Here is a 17,447-nt window from a genome sequence, read left to right as displayed (position 1 = left end):
AACATGGCAAGCAATCCACTCCTGAAGCAGAGGTCGAGGGCAGCGATGAGCACCAGCACACCGGTTGAGGCACTCTCCGGGGCACGCGTGGGCGTGGTCGGACTCGGCCGCACCGGGACCGCAGTGGTCGACGTCCTGATCGCACTCGGCGCGCGCGTGACCGCGTTCGACGCGCGCAGTGCCGCAGTGGACGCCCTGCGGGAGACACTCGGCACCGCTACGGCAGACCGCATGGATGGCGCGGTCGTCGGTGACGACGCCGGGATCGCCGCCGCCATCGCGGAAACCGACCTGCGACTGCTCGTGGTCTCGCCCGGCGTTCCCGCCACCGGCCCGGTGCTCGCCGCCGCTCGCGCCCGCGGCCTGGAGACCTGGAGCGAGATCGAGCTGGCCTGGCGCCTCCAGCGCGCCTCAGCGCGCCCGGACGTGCCCTGGCTGGCCGTTACCGGTACCGACGGCAAGACCACGACCGTGGGCATGCTCGCGCAGATCCTTACCGCCGCTGGGCTCAACGCCCCCGCCGTCGGCAATATCGGGGAGCCGGCCATCACCACGGTGGCCGCCGGCCGCGCCGACGCGCTCGCCGTGGAGCTGTCCAGTTTCCAGCTGCACTCCACGCACACCCTCAGCCCGCTGGCCTCCACTTGCCTCAACGTGGCTGCGGACCATCTTGACTGGCACGGCTCCATGGCCGCGTACACCGCCGACAAGGCGCGCGTATACGCCCGCACCCGGGGTGCCGCCGTCTACAACGCGGCCGACGCCGCCACCCTGGCGATGGTGGAGGAGGCCGACGTAGTCGAGGGGTGCCGTGCCATCGGCTTCACCACCGCCGCGCCGGCACTCGGACAGGTCGGCCGCGTCGAGGACGTGCTCGTGGACCGCGCCTATCACGCCGGCCGGCGTCGCAGCGGGGTCGAGTTGGCCACCTTCGCCGACCTGGTCCACCTCGCTCCCGGGGCGGACGCCGACCGCCTGCCGGCCCACGTGGTCGCGGACGCACTGGCCGCGGCCGCCCTGGCACTGGCCACGGACGCCGTCGCCGCCGACCCGGGAGCCGTCGCCCGCGGCCTGCGCGCCTACCGGCCCGGCGCTCACCGCATCGCAACCGTCGCCCAGGGTGGGGCGATCACGTGGATCGACGACTCCAAGGCGACCAACCCCCATTCCGCCCAGGCGGCCCTTGCCGCCTTGCCGGAGGGCACGGGCGTGTGGATCGTCGGTGGCGATACCAAGGGCGCCTCCTTCCATGACCTGGTGCGTGCGGTACGCGCCCACCTGCGCGGCGCCGTCGTCATCGGGCGGGACCAGACCGCGGTGCTGGAGGCACTGGCGCAGCAGGCTGCGGGGCTGCCCGTGGCCACGATCCCCGACGGCGGCCCGCAGGACGTCACTGACGCGGCGGTTGCGGCGGCGGCCGCCATGGCTCACCCCGGTGACACTGTCATGCTCGCCCCCGCATGTGCCTCCTGGGACCAGTTCGACTCCTACGCCCAGCGCGGCGACCTGTTCGCCCGCGCCGCGGCCCGTGCCGCGCAGGCGGCCGCCGCAGCAGAGGGTGGGTTGAGGTGACGGCTTCGGGGAAGAACACCGGCACACCCCCGGGACGGTCCTGGCTGCGCCGTCTGCGCGGCGCGGACGGGCCGGTCAAGGATGAGAGCAGCACCCTGAGCTACTACGCCCTGCTGATCGCCACGCTGGCGCTGCTCGCCTTCGGACTCATCATGGTCTTCTCGGTGCAGTCGGTGACCACCGCCGCGCAGGGCGGCAATGCCTTCACCGCATTCTCCAAGTACCTGGTCTTCGCGGCGGTGGGGCTGATCGGCATGGTGGCCCTCTCGAGACTGCCGCTGCGGATCCTCAAGCGGCTCGCCTGGCCGGCGCTGCTGGCGGCATTCGCGATGCAGCTGCTGGTATTCGTCCCGGGTGTCGGCATTGACGTCTACGGCAACCGGAACTGGATCATGCTCCCCGCAGGCCTGGGCACGGCCCAGCCCTCGGAGTTCATCAAGCTCGGGTTGTGCCTGTACCTGGGCGTAATGGTGTCCCGGCGCCGGGACACCTTCCTCGGGGGAGTGAGTTCCTGGGGTGCGTTCGCACGGTTCTTCGGCTGGATCCTGTTGCCCGCCGGCATCGGCATCGGCCTGGTCATGGCCGGTGGCGACCTCGGCACGGTCATCGTGCTCACCGCCCTGGTGGCCGGAGCCCTGTGGCTGGGTGGGCTGGGGTGGCGCTGGTTCGCCGCCCTGGGGGCGCTGGGGCTGGTCGGCTTCGCCGGCGCCTCCATGCTGTCCGCCAACCGCCGCGCCCGCATCCTGGCCTGGCTGCACCCGGAGCGCTACGACCCCCTGGACGTCGGCTACCAGCCCATGCACGGGCGCTACGCCCTGGGCACCGGAGGCTGGTGGGGGGTGGGCCCCGGCTCCTCGCGCCAGAAGTGGGGATACCTGACCCAGGCCGACTCCGACTACATCTTCGCAGTCCTGGGGGAGGAGTTCGGGCTGGTCGGCACCCTGCTGGTGATTCTGCTGTTCGTCGTCGTCGGCTGGTGCTGCATACGCATAATTCGGCGCAGCGAGTCGATGTACGTCGCCGTGGTCACCGGTGGCATCATGACCTGGATCGTGGGGCAGGCCCTGATCAACATGAGCGTCGTGGTCGGGCTGCTGCCCGTGCTGGGCGTGCCGCTGCCGCTGGTCAGCGCAGGCGGCTCCGCGCTGGTGTCGGTGCTGCTCGCGGTCGGGGTGCTGCTCGCCTTCGCCCGTAACGAGCCCGGCGCGTCCGCGGCGCTGCGCTCCCGGACCGGCGCCGTACGCCGTACGCTCGCCGTCATCGCACCGCGCAGGAGGAACCGTGTCTGATACCCCCATCCAGGGCTCGACGGTGGACGGCCGTAGCGGCCGACCGCTGCGAGTGCTGCTCGCCGGCGGCGGTACCGCCGGCCATGTCAACCCGTTGCTGGCCACTGCCGCCGCCCTACGCGACGCCGCCACCGGAGGTGATCCGGCGACTGAGATCCTGGTACTGGGCACCAGGGAGGGGCTGGAGGAGCGGCTCGTCCCCGAGGCCGGCTACCCGTTGGCCTACGTCCCGCGCGTGCCCATGCCGCGCCGTCCCACCGGTGACCTGCTGCTGCTGCCGCGGCGCCTGCGCGGTGCGGTGGCCGCGGCCGGTGACGCCATGGAGAGGGTCGGTGCCGACGTCGTCGTCGGGTTCGGCGGGTTCGTATCGACTCCCGCCTACCTGGCGGCACGCAGCGCCGGCGTGCCCGTGGTCATCCACGAGCAGAACGCCCGGCCCGGACTGGCCAACCGGCTCGGAGCCCGCTGGGCCGCCGCCGTCGCCCTGACCTTCGCGTCCACCCCGCTGGCGGCCGCGCACGGCCGCACGGAGGTCACCGGCTTACCGCTGCGCCCCGCGATCGGGGGCCTGGTCGCCCGGATGGAGGCCGACGCGGACGGGGTCCGCCGGGAGGGGGCCGAGGCCCTCGGCCTGGACCCTGACGTGCCCACCCTGCTGGTGACCGGCGGCTCGCTGGGCGCCCAGCACCTCAACGAGGTCATGTGCGAGTGCGCCAGTCGGCTGCCCGCCGGCCTGCAGGTGTTGCACCTGACCGGGCGGGGCAAGGACGCGCCCGTGCGCGCGTCCCTGGAGCAGGCCCAGGGCGGCGCACCCGGGCTGCTTGACCGCTACCACGTACTGGATTACCTGACGGCGATGGAGCACGCCTATGCCTGCGCGGACGGGGTCATCTGCCGCTCAGGCGCCGGCACTGTTGCCGAGCTCACGGCACTGGGGCTGCCCGCCCTGTACGTCCCCCTGCCCATCGGCAACGGGGAGCAGCGGCTCAACGCGGCCGACTGCGTGGCTGCCGGAGGCGGGCAGCTGGTGAGCGACGCCGACTTGGGCGTCGACGACGTCCTTGGCTTCACCGCCCTGCTGACCGACCCGGGGCGCCGCCGTGACGCCGCAGCCGCGGCCGCCTCCACCGGAGTGCGCGACGGGGCGCAGCGGCTGGCGGCGCTGATTCGCGAGGTCGTCGACGCGGGTCCCGGTGGTAGCGACGGCGAGCGTGAGGGCAACGACCAGAAGGAGCAGGGCCTATGAGCGGGGAACACCTCTCCGGCAGCGGCGCGGACCCGGTGCGCACGCCCGCAGTGGCCGTGGACCTGACCGGACGCGCCTTCCACCTCATCGGCGTCGGCGGAGCCGGTATGAGCGTGGTCGCCCAGATCCTGGCCGAGCGCGGTGCCGTGGTCACCGGCTCGGACGCCAACGGCGGCGAGGCCTTCGACCAGTTGCGTGAAGGCGGCCTGCAGGTCCGCCTCGGACACGCCGCCGCCAACGTTCCGGCTGGGGCAACGGTCGTGGTGTCCACCGCCATCAAGGACTCCAACCCTGAGCTCCGGGCCGCCCGGGAGCGTGGCCAGGCCGTGATCCACCGGTCGCAGGCTCTCGCGCTGGCCGCGCGCGACCGCGACTTCGTGGCGGTGGCGGGAGCTCATGGCAAGACCACCACCTCGGGCATGCTCGCCCAGGCGCTGACTTCCGCCGGACTGGACCCGTCCTTCGCGATCGGGGGAGTGGTGCGCTCCCTGCGCACCGGCGCCCACCTGGGCACCGGCCGCGCCTTCGTCGCCGAGGCGGATGAGTCCGACCGGTCCTTCCTCAACTACGCGCCCAGCATTGAGATCGTCACCAATATCGAGCCGGACCACCTCGACAACTACGGCACGGCGGAGGCCTTCGAGCAGGCCTTTGTCGACTTCGTGGGCCGCTTGGTGCCCGGCGGCCTGCTCATCGCCTGCGCCGATGATCCCGGCGCCCTGCGGCTCGCCAGGCGGGCGCTGGCCGAAGGCGCGCGCGTGACCACCTACGGCACCGCGGCGCCGAACGGCATTGCGGGCGGGCCGCTCGTCGGCGCGGACCATGTGCGGGTGGAGATCACGTCCCGCAGCGCCACGGGCACGAGCGCGGCGCTTACCCGCTGGGACGCCGTCGGCTCCCGGACCGACGCCGCCCCGAGTGTGGGCCCGGTACCACTGGAACTGGCCACTCCGGGCGACCACGTCGTCCTCGACGCCGCCGCGGCCTGGGAGGCCGGGCTCGAGCTCGGTGTAGGCCCCGCGGAAATGGCCCGCGCCCTAGGCACCTTCGCCGGTACGGGGCGGCGCTTCGAGTACCGGGGGGAGGCGGCCGGTGTGCGCGTGGTAGACGACTATGCCCACCACCCCACCGAGATCGCGGCCCTACTCACGGCCGCCCGGGAGGTCGCCGACGCCCGCGGCGGTAGGGTGATCGCCCTGTTCCAGCCTCACCTGTTCTCCCGTACCCGCAACTTCGCGGATCGCTTCGGGGCCGCGCTGTCGGCGGCCGACCACACGATCGTCACCGCGGTCTATCCCGCCCGTGAGACTCAGGCGGACTATCCCGAGGTGACCGGCCAGTGCGTGGTGGACCTGATCCAGGGGGAGGGACGGTATATCGCCGACGCCGAGTCCGCGGCCCGGGCCGCGGCGGACGTGGCTCGCCCCGGAGACCTGGTGCTCACGATCGGCGCCGGCGATGTCACCCGCCTGGGCCCCGTGATCCTGGATGCCCTGGCCGGGCGTGTGGACCCCGCATGATGCGCAAGCCGAGCCGGCCTCGGCCGCACGGCGGCGAGGACTCGGTCGAGCCCCGGGATCCCGCTGCTGCCGCGGCGGAAGACGCGGCGCCAACCGCCGGGGAGGACGGCGGCGAGCTGACGCGAGGCGGTGCTACGGGTGCGACGGCGCGCGCGCTGACCAAGAGAACGGATGCCCATGACCGGGTGGTGTCCACGGGCCTGGCCGATCGCCTGGAGGAGCGTCGGCGTGCCCGGGGGCGGTTGCGGCGCGGGAGACTGCTCAGAGTCGCGGGTGTGCTGGTCGTCACCGCCGTGCTGGTTTGGGCGGTACTGTTCTCACCGCTGTTGGCGCTTCGCACCGCCGACATCAGGGTGACGGGCGGGGGCGCCGACGTGGAGGCCGACGACGTGCAGGCGGCGCTGGAGGCTCATGCCGGGCAGTCGCTGGTGCGCCTGGACGTCGCCGCCCTCGGCGAGGAGGTGACCGACTCCCTGGTGCGGGTGAAGTCGGCGGCGGTGACGCGCTCCTGGCCCCACGGGCTAGCGGTGCGCCTCACGCTGCGCATACCGGTCGCCGTCAGGGAGGCTGATGGTGGCTACGCGGTGCTCGACGGCGAGGCCGTGGTCCTGGAGACGACTGCGCACAAGCCCGACGGCCTGGCCGTGATCGCCGCGGCATCCGGGCAGGAGCTGTCGGAGTCACAGGTGTCGGCCGTGACCGAGGCCATCGGCAGCCTGGACGCGGAGGTGCGTGGGCAGGTCGCCCAGGGACGCGTGTCAGACACGGGGCAGGTGACGCTGGTGCTCGCCAGCGGCGCCAACGTGATTTGGGGCGATGCCGCTGACAGTGAGCTCAAGGCGCGGGTGCTGGCGGTGCTGCTGGGGCAGGAGGCGGACACCTACGACGTCTCCAGTCCGCATAGCCCGACCACCTCCTGACACGCCGAACCAAAATACCCGGGAGCCGGTTGGGGGACCCATAGCGTTGGGCACGTCATCGGAAGAATGACATAAGTATAGACCTCGACTTCAGGTTGAAGGTTGAGGGGAGTCCTTCGGGGCTTGGCACCAAAAGCGGAGGCAGACAGTGGCGGAATCGCAGCACTATCAAGCAGTCATCAAGGTGGTGGGCGTCGGCGGCGGCGGCGTCAACGCCGTCAACCGCATGATCGAGGCCGGCCTGCGCGGCGTGGAGTTCATCGCCGTGAACACCGATGCGCAGGCACTGCTCATGTCCGACGCCGACACCAAGCTCGACGTCGGCCGCAACCTGACCCGGGGCCTCGGCGCCGGCGCGGACCCGAGCATCGGTCGCAAGGCCGCCGAGGACCACGAGGACGACATCCAGGAGGCCCTGGAGGGCGCCGACATGGTGTTCGTCACCGCAGGTGAGGGCGGCGGCACCGGCACCGGCGCCGCCCCTATCGTGGCCAAGGTGGCGCGCTCCCTGGGAGCGCTGACCATCGGCGTAGTCACCCGTCCCTTCGCCTTCGAGGGACGGCGTCGCGCCAACCAGGCCGAGGACGGCGTTGCCAACCTGCGCGCCGAGGTGGACACCCTCATCGTCATCCCCAACGACCGCCTGCTGCAGATCGCGGACCGCAACATCAGCGTCGTCGACGCCTTCAAGCAGGCGGACCAGGTGTTGCTGCAGGGCGTTCAGGGCATCACGGAGCTGATCACCACCCCCGGCCTGATCAACGTCGACTTCAACGACGTCAAGTCCGTCATGCAGGATGCCGGCAGCGCCCTGATGGGTATCGGCTCCGCCACGGGCGAGGACCGGGCGCTCACCGCCACCGAGCAGGCCATCGCCTCGCCTCTGCTGGAGTCCTCCATCGACGGCGCCCACGGGGTGCTGCTCTTCTTCCAGGGCGGGTCCGACCTGGGGCTCTTCGAGATCTCCGAGGCGGCCAACCTGGTGCGCGAGGCCGTCCACCCCGAGGCGAACATCATCTTCGGCAACGTGGTCGACGGTGCGCTCGGTGATGAGGTGCGCGTCACGGTCATCGCCGCCGGCTTCGACGAGGACTCGCCCGCGGCCTCAACCGCCGCCGAGGCCGGCAGTGCGGGGCTGGCACGGGCCGCCGCCTCCGCCAACTCGGCCCGTACCCAGCCCCCCGCCGCTCCGCCCCGCGGAGCCCACGCCGCCGAGAACCCGGTGACGCGGCCCGTGCCGACGGTCGTCGCGCCGGCGACGGCAGAGGTGCCGACCTACGTCGACGAGTCGCTGCCCGAGCCGGAGCCGGAGCTGGCCGTCCCGCGTGTGATCGGCGTCGACGCGGAGAAGGACGATCTCGACCTGCCCGACTTCCTGCGCTGACCGCGGTGCGCGAAGAGAGCCCGGGTGGGCTTACAGCTGTAGACCTGGGAGCCGGTGCACGCGGCTTCTTCACCACGCGCACCACGCCCGGGATGACCGAAGCGGAGGGCGGCCCCTACCGGGGCTTCAACCTCGCCCTTCACGTCGGTGACGACTCCGCACGGGTCGCCGCTCATCGCAGGCGCCTCGCCGAAGTACTCGGTATCGCCCCGGGCGCGGCCGGATCCGCCACCGGCCGCGCCCGGGCGGGCATCGCCTGGATGAACCAGGTCCACTCCACCCGCATCGCCGCCGCGCAGGTAGGCGCGGCACCTACCGCGGACGCACTGCTGCTGGACACCCGCAACGCGGTGGCTCCGAGCGGAGCCGACACGGCTCCGGCGGCCGCCGCAGTACTCGTCGCCGACTGCCTCCCGGTGCTGCTGGCCAGCGGCGACGGTCGGGTCGTGGCCGCTGTGCACGCCGGTCGGCGCGGCCTGCTGGACGGCATCATTCCGGCGGTGCTGACGGCTATGGACGCCCAGGGCGTGCCGCTGGACGGGGTGCGCGCCGCCATCGGCCCCGCTATCTGCGGGGCCTGCTACGAGGTCCCCGAGGACCTGCGTGACGCCGCGGCCGCCGTCGAGCCCGCCTGCGCCGTCGTCACCCGGTGGGGCACTCCGGGGATCGACCTTGCGGCCGGCGCAACCGCGCAGCTGGAGCGCGCCGGAGTCGGGCGCATCGTCGCTGCTCACCGATGCACCTACGAGCACGACGACCTGTACTCCTATCGCCGCGACGGGACCACCGGCCGGCAGGCCGGCGTCGTCCTGCCGGCCGCTCCCTGACCGGTACGCAGGGCTGGGGCGGGGCGGCGGCGGGCGCCACGATCAAGGCGTGAACCAATGCTGCAAGCGCTTGCGCGACCCGTACTGTGAACAATACTGTGACCACTCCTGAGGTGCCGATATTCGATGACACGCCGCAGTGAATCAGGCGTCCGGCCGTTCCTGCCCGATACCGTCAACCACGTCCGGATCGCAGTGACCGGACGGACAAGGAGCACCCCATGAGCGCCCTGCGCAAGATGACTAACTTCCTCGGTTACTCCGAGCCCGCCGACGACGAATTCGGCGACGCACCCGAGGCTGTCCACACCGACTTCACCCAGGACATCGTGGACGACTACGCGGACCGCGAGCCGGTGGGCAACGTATACGAGGCCCCCTTCGAGGAGGCCCCCGCGCCGGTCGACACCCCGGACCTGCGCCGGATCGTCACGGTCCACCCCTCGACCTACAACGAGGCGCGCGTGATCGGGGAGTCCTTCCGTGATGGTGTCCCCGTGATCGTCAACCTCACCAACATGAGCGAGTCCGACGCCCGCCGCATGGTCGACTTCGCCGCCGGACTAGTGTTCGGCCTGCACGGCGCAATCGAGCGGGTGACGCCCCGGGTGTTCCTGCTGACCCCTACCTCGGTTGCGATCGATGACGGCGAGGGCTCCGAGGACTCCCACGGCCGCTTCTTCAACCAGAGCTGAGCTGAGGGGCCGCGGTGCTGGCGCTCGTCTCGATTCTGCGGAGCCTGCTCAACCTGTACGTCCTGATCCTGCTGGTGAGGGTGGTGCTGGACTGGATCCAGCTGTTCGCCCGTAGCTGGCGTCCCACTGGCGTTGTGCTCGTGCTGGCCAACGTCGTGTACGGCTTAACGGATCCGCCGCTGCGGCAGATACGCCGCTTCATGCCGCTGGTGCGCATGGGCGCGGTCGGGATCGACCTCAGTTTCCTGGTCCTGTGGTTCGGCATCATCATCATCCAGCGCCTGCTCCTGCTGCTGGTATGACCCTGCCGAGCTGATGGGCCGCGGGACAACTTCATGGTGAAGTCGCGACGCATCGGGCGGCGTGGTGGTAGCGTGTAGCACGGTTTGTCGCGCTGAGCTGCTCGTGGAGTTGAGCGCGCGAACTGCCCCTACGGAGGCGGCCTGGCCTCGCTCCAGGTAATCCTGCCCGAACGACCAGCATCCACCGACGACGCCGAGGTGATCATCATGGCTCTGTTGACCGCAGACGACGTCCTCAATAAGAGGTTCCGAACCACCAGGTTCCGCGAGGGATATGAACAGCGCATGGTGGAAGAGTTCCTCGATGAGGTCATCGAGTCCATGCGCGGCCTCGAGGCGAAGCTGGAGTCGGTGAATGCCCGTGTGGCCCGGCTCGAGGCGGCGAACGCCCGTCTGAAGGGACTCGGGGGTGCGACGCCAAATGCGTGACATGCGCCTCCGAATGTGGCCTGAACCTGGAGTTCAGGTAATCTGTCATCATGAGTCGCCGGTCATCCGGTGCTCGTGGCATCTATCGTAACGACACCGAGGTGACGACTATGACCCTGCTAACCGCAGACGACGTGCTCAACAAGAAGTTCCAGGCAACCAAGTTCCGCGAGGGATACGAGCAGGACGAGGTCGACGAGTTCCTTGACGAGGTCGTCGAGGCGATGCGCCAGCTCGAGGCCGAGAACGCCGATCTGAAGGCGAAGCTCGAGGCCGCCAACGCGCGGGTGGCGGAACTGGGCGAGGGCGCTCAGGCCGCTCCGGTCGTGGCGCAGGAGACCACCGTGGTGGAGCCCGTTGCCAAGCAGGCCCCCGCCAAGCCTGCAGACGAGTCGCAGGGGCCGGCCGCCGCCTCCGGCATGCTCGAGCTGGCCCAGCGCCTGCACGACGAGCACGTCGCCAACGGTAAGGCCGAGGGTGAGCGCATCATCGCCGAGGCGCGCGCCACCGGCGAGCAGGTTGTCCGTGAGGCTGAGGACCAGCGCAACCGCACCCTGGCTCAGCTTGAGAAGGAGCGCTCCGGCCTGGAGCACAAGATCGACGAGCTGCGGCGCTTCGAGTCCGACTACCGCACCCGCCTCAAGAGCTACCTGCAGAACCTCCTCACCACTGTCGAGGACGGCAACGAGTCTGCCACGCCGAACCTGTGACGGCGTTCTGACGGAGGACAGGCGCGCAACGCCGGTCCGCCGTCGGGCGACCACCCGCCGGTCGGGGGCGGCGCACCTACCCGGGCGCCGCCCCCGACCCGTGTGTTCGGCGTCGGCCCGGAACCTGCACCGCTTGCGAGCCAACCGTGAAGGAATATGAACGACCTCATTGAACCCGTCACGCAGACACCGCCTGATCCGGGCGAAGCGACCGATGAGTCCTCGGCGGCGGCTTCAGGTCAGCGCCCCGGACGCCGTCTGGCGGTGCTATGGCTTCTGGCGTTGGTGGTGGTAGTAGTCGACCAGGCGACCAAGGCTTGGGCGGTGGCGACGCTTTCCGATGGGCGGCGCCTGCACCTGCTGGGCGACTGGCTGTCACTGGTGCTGGTGCGCAACCCCGGCGCCGCCTTCTCCTTCGCCACGGGCCAGACGTGGATATTCGCCCTCATCGCCATTGCGGTCACGGTCGTGGTGGTCCGTGTCTCGAGGCGCCTGGGCTCGAGTTGGTGGGCGGTTGCCCTCGGACTCGTGCTGGGAGGTGCGGTGGGTAACCTCATCGATCGGCTGGTGCGGGCTCCCGGCGTACTGCGCGGGCACGTAGTCGACTTCATCGACTACGGCGGCTGGTTCGTCGGCAACGTGGCCGACATCGCGATAGTTGCGGCCGCGGCTGTCATCATGGTGCTGTCCCTGCGTGGTTGGGAGATTGATGGCACACGCGTCGGCGAGAGCCGTGGCCGCCACTCGGAGAGCGAAGCATGAGTGTGCGCCTGCTTCCGGTACCGGATGGGCTCGTCGGACAGCGCGTCGACGCCGCACTCGCCCGCATGACCGGTCTGTCCCGTTCCAAGGTGGAGGGGCTGTGCGCCGCAGGCAGGATCCGTGTCGACGGCGCCTTGGCCGATAAGTCGCAGCGCCTGGAGGCGGGCGGCATGATCGAGGCGGATCTTCCCGACCCGCGGCCCGTCCAGCCCGCGCCGACACCGGTCGCGGGCCTGGGGATCCTGTACGAGGACGATGACATCGTGGTTGTGGACAAGCCGGCCGGCGTGGCCGCGCACCCCTCAGTCGGCTGGGAGGGGCCGGACGTGCTCGGCGCCCTGCGGGCCATGCAGGTACGCGTGGCGACCTCCGGAGCCGCCGAGCGTCAGGGGATCGTGTCGCGGCTGGACGTGGGCACCTCCGGCGTCATGATCGTCGCCAAGGGGGAGCGTGCCTACTCGGTGCTCAAGCGCGCCTTCCGCGAGCACACGGTGGACAAGGTCTACCACGCCCTGGTGCAGGGCCACCTGGACCCGTCGTCGGGCACGATCGACGCCCCCATCGGCCGTCATCCCGGCCGCGAGTGGAGGATGGCGGTGGTCGATGGCGGCCGCGAGTCCGTCACCCATTACGACGTGATCGAGGCCATGCCGCGAGCCAGCCTCGTCGAGGTACACCTGGAGACCGGCCGCACCCACCAGATCCGGGTACACATGGCGGCCGTGGGCCACCCCTGCGTGGGAGACACGACTTACGGGGCTGACCCCGCACTGACCGCCCAGAGCGGACTGAACCGCCAGTGGCTGCACGCCAGGGAGCTGACTGTTGCCCACCCCATCACCGGCCGGCGGCTGACCTTCCACAGCGACTACCCGGAGGACCTGACCCACGCCCTGGACTTCCTGCGCCTGCCCTGACCTCGCCGAGATCGGTAGTTGTTACGTACCGAGGTCGGTAGTTGTTACGTACCGAGGTCGGTAGTTGTTACGTACCGAGGTCGGTCGTTGTTACGTGCCGAGGTCGGTCGCAGGGGCCACGCGGGGAAGTACGCTGCCCGTACCCGCACCCCGGAGGTGAGCCGTGCCCCACGACCCCCGCCCGATTGGGCACCCGCCGCTGCGCATTGAGCCGCTGCTCGCCGTCGTCGAGCCGATACGCTTCTTCACCGCGCGGGGCGACGACGCCGATCCCGCCGTGGACTCGTTGCGCAGCGGCCTGGCGGACGTGCGCCTTGAGGTATTCGTAGGTGAGCAGGGTGTACCCCTGGCCCAGGAGATCGACGCCCGCGACTTCGAGGCGACCACGATCCACGTACTCGCCGCCGGTGCTGACGGCGTCCCGCTGGCGGCCGCCCGGCTGCTGATCGACTCCGCTCATCCCGGTCAGGTGCATCTGGGGCGATTGGCCGTGCGGCGAGCGGCCCGCGGCACCGGCCTGGGCGCGCGGATGGTGGCCGCTGTCGAGCAGGCCGCCCTCGACCACGCCGCCGTCGCGGCTTCGCCAGCGGCTTACGGCGAGTCTCAGGCCGGTTCAGGAGTGCCGCCAGACGGCGCGGCCGGAGCGGGGCCTGCCGCCGTCACCGTGGTGCTGTCGGCGCAGGAACAGGCCATGGGCTTCTATCAGCGCTGCGGCTACCGGGTGCTCACGGGCGAGCGCTACCTGGATGCAGGCATCTGGCATCAGGACATGGCCCGCACGCTCACACGCCGAAGTTGACCCGGGCCGCCTCTGGCCGCCGACGACGGGGAACGTCACAGGGAAGGCCAGCGGCTCGCGGCCCGGCGACATCAGTGGTTTCGCAGTCGACTGCGCAATACAGCCTGCCGTTGCTCGACCTCAACGTCCCTGGAGTGGATGCAGTCCTGGTGGGGATGGAACTGCGCGACTGAGCCGGACGCGCCCATTCGGCTCCTTGCACACGTGTTGCCGCGACCGATTCAGGTGATGTTTCCGGTTGTCGCGTGACTCGTCGTCGTAGCCGTAGCGGTGTGATGGGGGCGGGCGGCACACCCGTGGAGTGAACGCTAGGATGTGCCGCATGGTAGAGGCGAGCGCGGCACGGATGACAGGTGACCAGGCGGACGGCAAGGAGCCCTACGACGACTTCGTCCACCTGCACGTGCACACCGACTACTCCATGCTCGACGGCGCCGGCAAGATCAAGGACTACGTCGCCGAGGCCAAGCGGCTCGGCCAGCGCGCCCTGGCGATCACTGATCACGGCTACATGTTCGGCGCCTACGAGTTCTACGCGGCCGCCAAGCAGGCCGGCATCAAGCCCATCATCGGGGTGGAGGCCTACCTGACGCCGGGCACCTCCCGCTTCGACAAGACCCGGGTGTTCTGGGGGGACGAGTCCCAGCGCGCAGACGACGTCTCGGCCCGCGGCTCTTACACCCACATGACTCTGCTGTCCCACAATGACGAGGGCCTGCACAACTTGATGCGCCTGGACTCCTACGCCTCCCTGGAGGGGCAGTGGGGCAAGGCCCCACGCATGGACCGTGAGCTCATCTCCCGCTATGCCAAGGGCCTGATCTCCTCCACCGGGTGCCCCTCCAGTGAGGTGCAGACCCGTCTGCGCCTGGGCCAGTGGGACGAGGCGCTGCGCACTGCCGGCGAGTTGCAGGACATCTTCGGCAAGGACTACTTCTACGTAGAGCTCATGGACCACGGGCTGGAGATCGAGCGGCGCGTTACCAAGGACCTGCTGCGCCTGGCCAAGGCGATCGATGCGCCGCTGCTGGCCACCAACGACTCTCACTACGTGCGTCCGGAGGACCGCACCATCCAGGACGCGATGCTGTGCATCAACTCCGGATCCGTGCTTTCCGACCCCGACCGCTTCAAGTTCGACGGCGACACCTACTACCTGCGCCCCGGCCGCGAGATGCGCGCCCTGTTCAAGGAGATGCCTGAGGCCTGCGACAACACGCTGCTGGTGGCCGAGCAGTGCAATGTCAACTTCCAGACCGTTGACGAGGGCGCCTCCTTCATGCCGGTCTTCCCCGTGCCCGAGGGGGAGACCATGGAGTCCTGGTTCATAAGTGAGTGCTGGAAGGGCATGGACCGGCGCTTCCACGGCAATATCCCCGAGGAGTGCCGCAAGCAGGCCGAGTACGAGATTAGCGTCATCGTGCAGATGGGCTTCCCCGGCTACTTCCTGGTGGTGGCCGACTACATTAACTGGGCCAAGCGTCAGGGCATCCGCGTCGGACCGGGCCGTGGCTCCGGCGCCGGCTCCATGGTCGCCTACGCCATGGGCATCACCGAGCTGAACCCGCTCAATCACGGGCTGATCTTCGAGCGCTTCCTCAACCCCGAGCGCATCTCCATGCCGGATATCGATGTCGACTTCGACGAGCGTCGGCGCGACGAGGTCATCGAGTACGTCAAGCAGAAGTACGGCTCTGACCGTGTCAGCCAGGTGGTCACCTACGGCGTTATCAAGGCCAAGCAGGCGCTGAAGGACTCCTCCAGGGTCATGGGCTATCCGTACGCCGTTGGTGATCGGCTCACGAAGGCCATGCCGCCGACCATCATGGGCAAGGACATCACCATCAAGGGCATGTTCAACCCCGATGATCCGCGCTACGGGGAGGCACAGCAGTTCCGGGACCTGCATGCTGAGGATCCGGACGCGCAGAAGATCGTCGAACTGGCCGGCGGACTTGAGGGCATGACCCGCCAGTGGGGCGTGCACGCCTGCGCCGTGATCATGTCCAGCCACACCCTGACCGACATCATCCCCATGATGCAGCGGCTGCAGGACGGCGCCTTCATCACCCAGTTCGACTACCCGACTTGTGAGCACCTGGGTCTGCTGAAGATGGACTTCCTGGGGCTGCGCAACCTCACGGTCATCTCCGACGCCCTGGACAACATCGTCGCCAACGGCAAGGAGCCGCTGGACATCGACCACATTGAGCTGGATGACCGCGCCACCTATGAGCTGCTGGCCCGTGGAGACACCCTGGGCGTCTTCCAGCTGGACGGCGGCGGCATGCGCACTCTGCTGCGCCTGATGAAGCCGGACAACTTCGAGGACATCTCCGCCGTCGGCGCCCTGTACCGGCCGGGCCCCATGGGTGCGGAGTCCCACACCAACTACGCCCTGCGCAAGAACGGCCTGCAGGAGATCATCCCCATCCACCCCGAGCTCAAGGAGGCCCTGGAGCCGATTCTGGGGACGACCTACGGTCTGATCGTCTACCAGGAACAGGTCATGAAGATCGCGACCGACCTGGCGGGATTCTCCATGGGCAAGGCCGACGCACTGCGCAAGGCCATGGGTAAGAAGAAGATGGACATCCTGGAGAAGATGTTCGTCGAATTCGAGGCCGGCATGGTGGAGCGGGGATTCTCAAAGGAGTCCGTCAAGGCCCTGTGGGACGTGGTGGTCCCCTTCGCCAAGTACGCCTTCAACAAGGCGCACTCCGCCGCCTACGGCGTGGTGTCCTATTGGACCGCCTTCCTCAAGGCACACTATCCCACCGAGTATATGGCGGCCCTGCTGACCTCGCAGAAGGACAACAAGGACAAGCTGGGCGTGTACCTGGGCGAGTGCCGCCACATGGGTATCAAGGTGCTGGCGCCGGACGTCAACGCATCCCGGTCCCAGTTCTCCGCTGTCGGTGACGATATCCGCTTCGGCCTGGGGGCCATCCGGAACGTCGGCGCGAATGTGGTTGACGCCATCGTGCAGGCCCGCGAGCAGAAGGGGGACTTCACCAGCTTCGAGGACTTCCTCGACAAGGTCCCAGCGGTCGTATGCAATAAGCGCACCATCGACTCCCTGATCAAGGCCGGTGCCTTCGACAGCCTCGGCAAGTCTCGGCGTGCTCTGCAGGCCTGCCACGAGGACTTCGTCGATGAGATCATCGGTGTCAAGCGCAACGAGGCCGCCGGCCAGTTCGACCTGTTCGCCTCCATCATGGGGGATGGGGCCGCCGACGCCGCTGCCGGCTTCGGCTCCGGACCGGTGTTCTCCTCGGAGGTTCCCGATCTGCCCGAGTGGGACAAGAAGGAGAAACTGGCATACGAGCGCGACATGCTCGGGCTGTATGTCTCCGATCATCCGCTGCTCGGCCTGGAGAGCGCGCTGGCCAAGCTTGCCGATACCGAGATCTCCGACCTCATTGAGGACGACGACCGGCCCGACGGCGCCATGGTGACGATCGCCGGCCTGATCACCTCGTTGTCCCGCAAGACCACCAAGCAGGGCAACCTTTGGGCGATCGCCCAGATCGAGGACCTGGGCGGCGGCATTGAGGCGTTGTTCTTCCCCTCCACCTACCAGACGGTCTCCACCATGCTGGCTCCGGACACGGTGGTGACTCTGCGGGGTCGACTGAACCGCCGTGACGGCCAGGTCGCGCTGTACGTGCAGGAGATGACGGTGCCGGATGTCTCCAGCGCCTCGCATGAGGCGGTCACGATCACGCTGCCTACCAACCGCTGCACCGGCCCGCTGGTGGAGCAGTTCAAGACGGTGCTGGAGAAGCACCCCGGTATGTCCACTGTCCGGCTGACGCTGACCAGTCCCGGCCGGGAGGTGCGCACGCAACTGGACAATTCCCTGCGCGTCGAGGCCTCGGCGGCCTTCTATTCCGACATCAAGGCGCTGTTGGGGCCCGGCTGCCTGAAGCGCTGACTGCCGGAGGGCGGCTCAGGGCGCCGCGGTCACGACGGCGTCGGCGTGCCGGGGCCCCGGTACCGCGTGCCCTGGGCGTGACGGCGGCCTGCTGCGACTCTTTGCGCCCTAATTCGAGTCTTTGCGGGCTCTTCCTTC

At 69.5% G+C, this 17,447-nt stretch carries 14 protein-coding genes and 1 pseudogene; all 15 read left to right on the top strand.

Going from position 1 to position 17,447, the window contains the following annotated elements; all coding sequences use genetic code 11:
• Positions 1-45 precede the first annotated feature (45 nt).
• The 15 genes and pseudogenes from murD to dnaE all read left to right on the top strand — a co-directional run bounded on the left by murD (position 46) and on the right by dnaE (position 17,309).
• Positions 46-1,572, top strand: a complete 1,527-nt coding sequence (gene murD / locus E4J16_RS08465) for a UDP-N-acetylmuramoyl-L-alanine--D-glutamate ligase (protein ID WP_136192235.1) — start codon at positions 46-48, stop codon at positions 1,570-1,572.
• On the top strand, positions 1,569-2,861 hold the full coding sequence (locus tag E4J16_RS08460) for a peptidoglycan glycosyltransferase FtsW (RefSeq protein WP_420809305.1): 1,293 nt from the start codon (positions 1,569-1,571) through the stop codon (positions 2,859-2,861). The genes murD and E4J16_RS08460 overlap by 4 nt, the downstream gene beginning before the upstream one ends.
• Positions 2,854-4,107, top strand: a complete 1,254-nt coding sequence (locus tag E4J16_RS08455) for a UDP-N-acetylglucosamine--N-acetylmuramyl-(pentapeptide) pyrophosphoryl-undecaprenol N-acetylglucosamine transferase (protein ID WP_136313756.1) — start codon at positions 2,854-2,856, stop codon at positions 4,105-4,107. The genes E4J16_RS08460 and E4J16_RS08455 overlap by 8 nt, the downstream gene beginning before the upstream one ends.
• On the top strand, positions 4,104-5,627 hold the full coding sequence (murC, locus tag E4J16_RS08450) for a UDP-N-acetylmuramate--L-alanine ligase (RefSeq protein WP_136313755.1): 1,524 nt from the start codon (positions 4,104-4,106) through the stop codon (positions 5,625-5,627). The genes E4J16_RS08455 and murC overlap by 4 nt, the downstream gene beginning before the upstream one ends.
• Positions 5,624-6,547: a cell division protein FtsQ/DivIB gene (locus E4J16_RS08445; protein ID WP_136313754.1), complete on the top strand. Its 924-nt coding sequence runs from the start codon at positions 5,624-5,626 to the stop codon at positions 6,545-6,547. Before murC ends, E4J16_RS08445 begins: the two co-directional genes overlap by 4 nt.
• A 148-nt stretch (positions 6,548-6,695) precedes the next feature.
• Complete coding sequence (gene ftsZ / locus E4J16_RS08440) at positions 6,696-7,931, top strand: cell division protein FtsZ (RefSeq protein ID WP_136192230.1); 1,236 nt, start codon at positions 6,696-6,698, stop codon at positions 7,929-7,931.
• Positions 7,932-8,023: 92 nt separating this feature from the next.
• Positions 8,024-8,758, top strand: a complete 735-nt coding sequence (locus E4J16_RS08435) for a purine nucleoside phosphorylase YfiH/LACC1 family protein (protein WP_136313753.1) — start codon at positions 8,024-8,026, stop codon at positions 8,756-8,758.
• A 221-nt stretch (positions 8,759-8,979) separates the two neighbouring features.
• A complete protein-coding gene (locus tag E4J16_RS08430; RefSeq protein ID WP_136192229.1) occupies positions 8,980-9,453 on the top strand; it encodes a cell division protein SepF in 474 nt (157 codons plus the stop codon).
• Positions 9,454-9,467: 14 nt separating this feature from the next.
• A complete protein-coding gene (locus tag E4J16_RS08425; protein ID WP_136192228.1) occupies positions 9,468-9,755 on the top strand; it encodes a YggT family protein in 288 nt (95 codons plus the stop codon).
• Between the two features lie 207 nt (positions 9,756-9,962).
• A pseudogene (locus tag E4J16_RS08420) lies at positions 9,963-10,163 on the top strand (DivIVA domain-containing protein); the annotation flags it as partial.
• Positions 10,164-10,294: 131 nt separating this feature from the next.
• Positions 10,295-10,894 (top strand): DivIVA domain-containing protein, encoded by a 600-nt coding sequence (locus E4J16_RS08415; protein ID WP_136192226.1) that lies wholly within the window; start codon positions 10,295-10,297, stop codon positions 10,892-10,894.
• A 156-nt stretch (positions 10,895-11,050) separates the two neighbouring features.
• Positions 11,051-11,656 (top strand): signal peptidase II, encoded by a 606-nt coding sequence (gene lspA, locus E4J16_RS08410; protein WP_136313752.1) that lies wholly within the window; start codon positions 11,051-11,053, stop codon positions 11,654-11,656.
• Positions 11,653-12,573 (top strand): RluA family pseudouridine synthase, encoded by a 921-nt coding sequence (locus E4J16_RS08405; protein ID WP_136313751.1) that lies wholly within the window; start codon positions 11,653-11,655, stop codon positions 12,571-12,573. The genes lspA and E4J16_RS08405 overlap by 4 nt, the downstream gene beginning before the upstream one ends.
• A gap of 163 nt (positions 12,574-12,736) precedes the next feature.
• Positions 12,737-13,372 (top strand): GNAT family N-acetyltransferase, encoded by a 636-nt coding sequence (locus E4J16_RS08400; protein ID WP_240038082.1) that lies wholly within the window; start codon positions 12,737-12,739, stop codon positions 13,370-13,372.
• A gap of 322 nt (positions 13,373-13,694) precedes the next feature.
• Positions 13,695-17,309: a DNA polymerase III subunit alpha gene (gene dnaE / locus E4J16_RS08395; protein WP_240038081.1), complete on the top strand. Its 3,615-nt coding sequence runs from the start codon at positions 13,695-13,697 to the stop codon at positions 17,307-17,309.
• Positions 17,310-17,447: the final 138 nt, after the last annotated feature.

Origin of the sequence: Actinomyces procaprae (assembly GCF_004798665.1) — a bacterium.
GTDB lineage: Bacteria > Actinomycetota > Actinomycetes > Actinomycetales > Actinomycetaceae > Actinomyces > Actinomyces procaprae.
The sequence above is the reverse complement of the archived record's forward strand: the minus strand, read 5'-3'. Positions and strand labels throughout refer to the sequence as shown.

Excerpts from the sequence above, each read along its gene's own strand:
- murD (WP_136192235.1), top strand. The coding sequence starts at position 46 with ATGAGCACCAGCACACCGGTTGAGGCACTCTCCGGGGCACGCGTGGGC.
- murC (WP_136313755.1), top strand. The coding sequence starts at position 4,104 with ATGAGCGGGGAACACCTCTCCGGCAGCGGCGCGGACCCGGTGCGCACG.
- E4J16_RS08445 (WP_136313754.1), top strand. The coding sequence starts at position 5,624 with ATGATGCGCAAGCCGAGCCGGCCTCGGCCGCACGGCGGCGAGGACTCG.
- E4J16_RS08435 (WP_136313753.1), top strand. The coding sequence starts at position 8,024 with ATGACCGAAGCGGAGGGCGGCCCCTACCGGGGCTTCAACCTCGCCCTT.
- E4J16_RS08430 (WP_136192229.1), top strand. The coding sequence starts at position 8,980 with ATGAGCGCCCTGCGCAAGATGACTAACTTCCTCGGTTACTCCGAGCCC.
- E4J16_RS08415 (WP_136192226.1), top strand. The coding sequence starts at position 10,295 with ATGACCCTGCTAACCGCAGACGACGTGCTCAACAAGAAGTTCCAGGCA.
- lspA (WP_136313752.1), top strand. The coding sequence starts at position 11,051 with ATGAACGACCTCATTGAACCCGTCACGCAGACACCGCCTGATCCGGGC.
- E4J16_RS08405 (WP_136313751.1), top strand. The coding sequence starts at position 11,653 with ATGAGTGTGCGCCTGCTTCCGGTACCGGATGGGCTCGTCGGACAGCGC.
- dnaE (WP_240038081.1), top strand. The coding sequence starts at position 13,695 with ATGGTAGAGGCGAGCGCGGCACGGATGACAGGTGACCAGGCGGACGGC.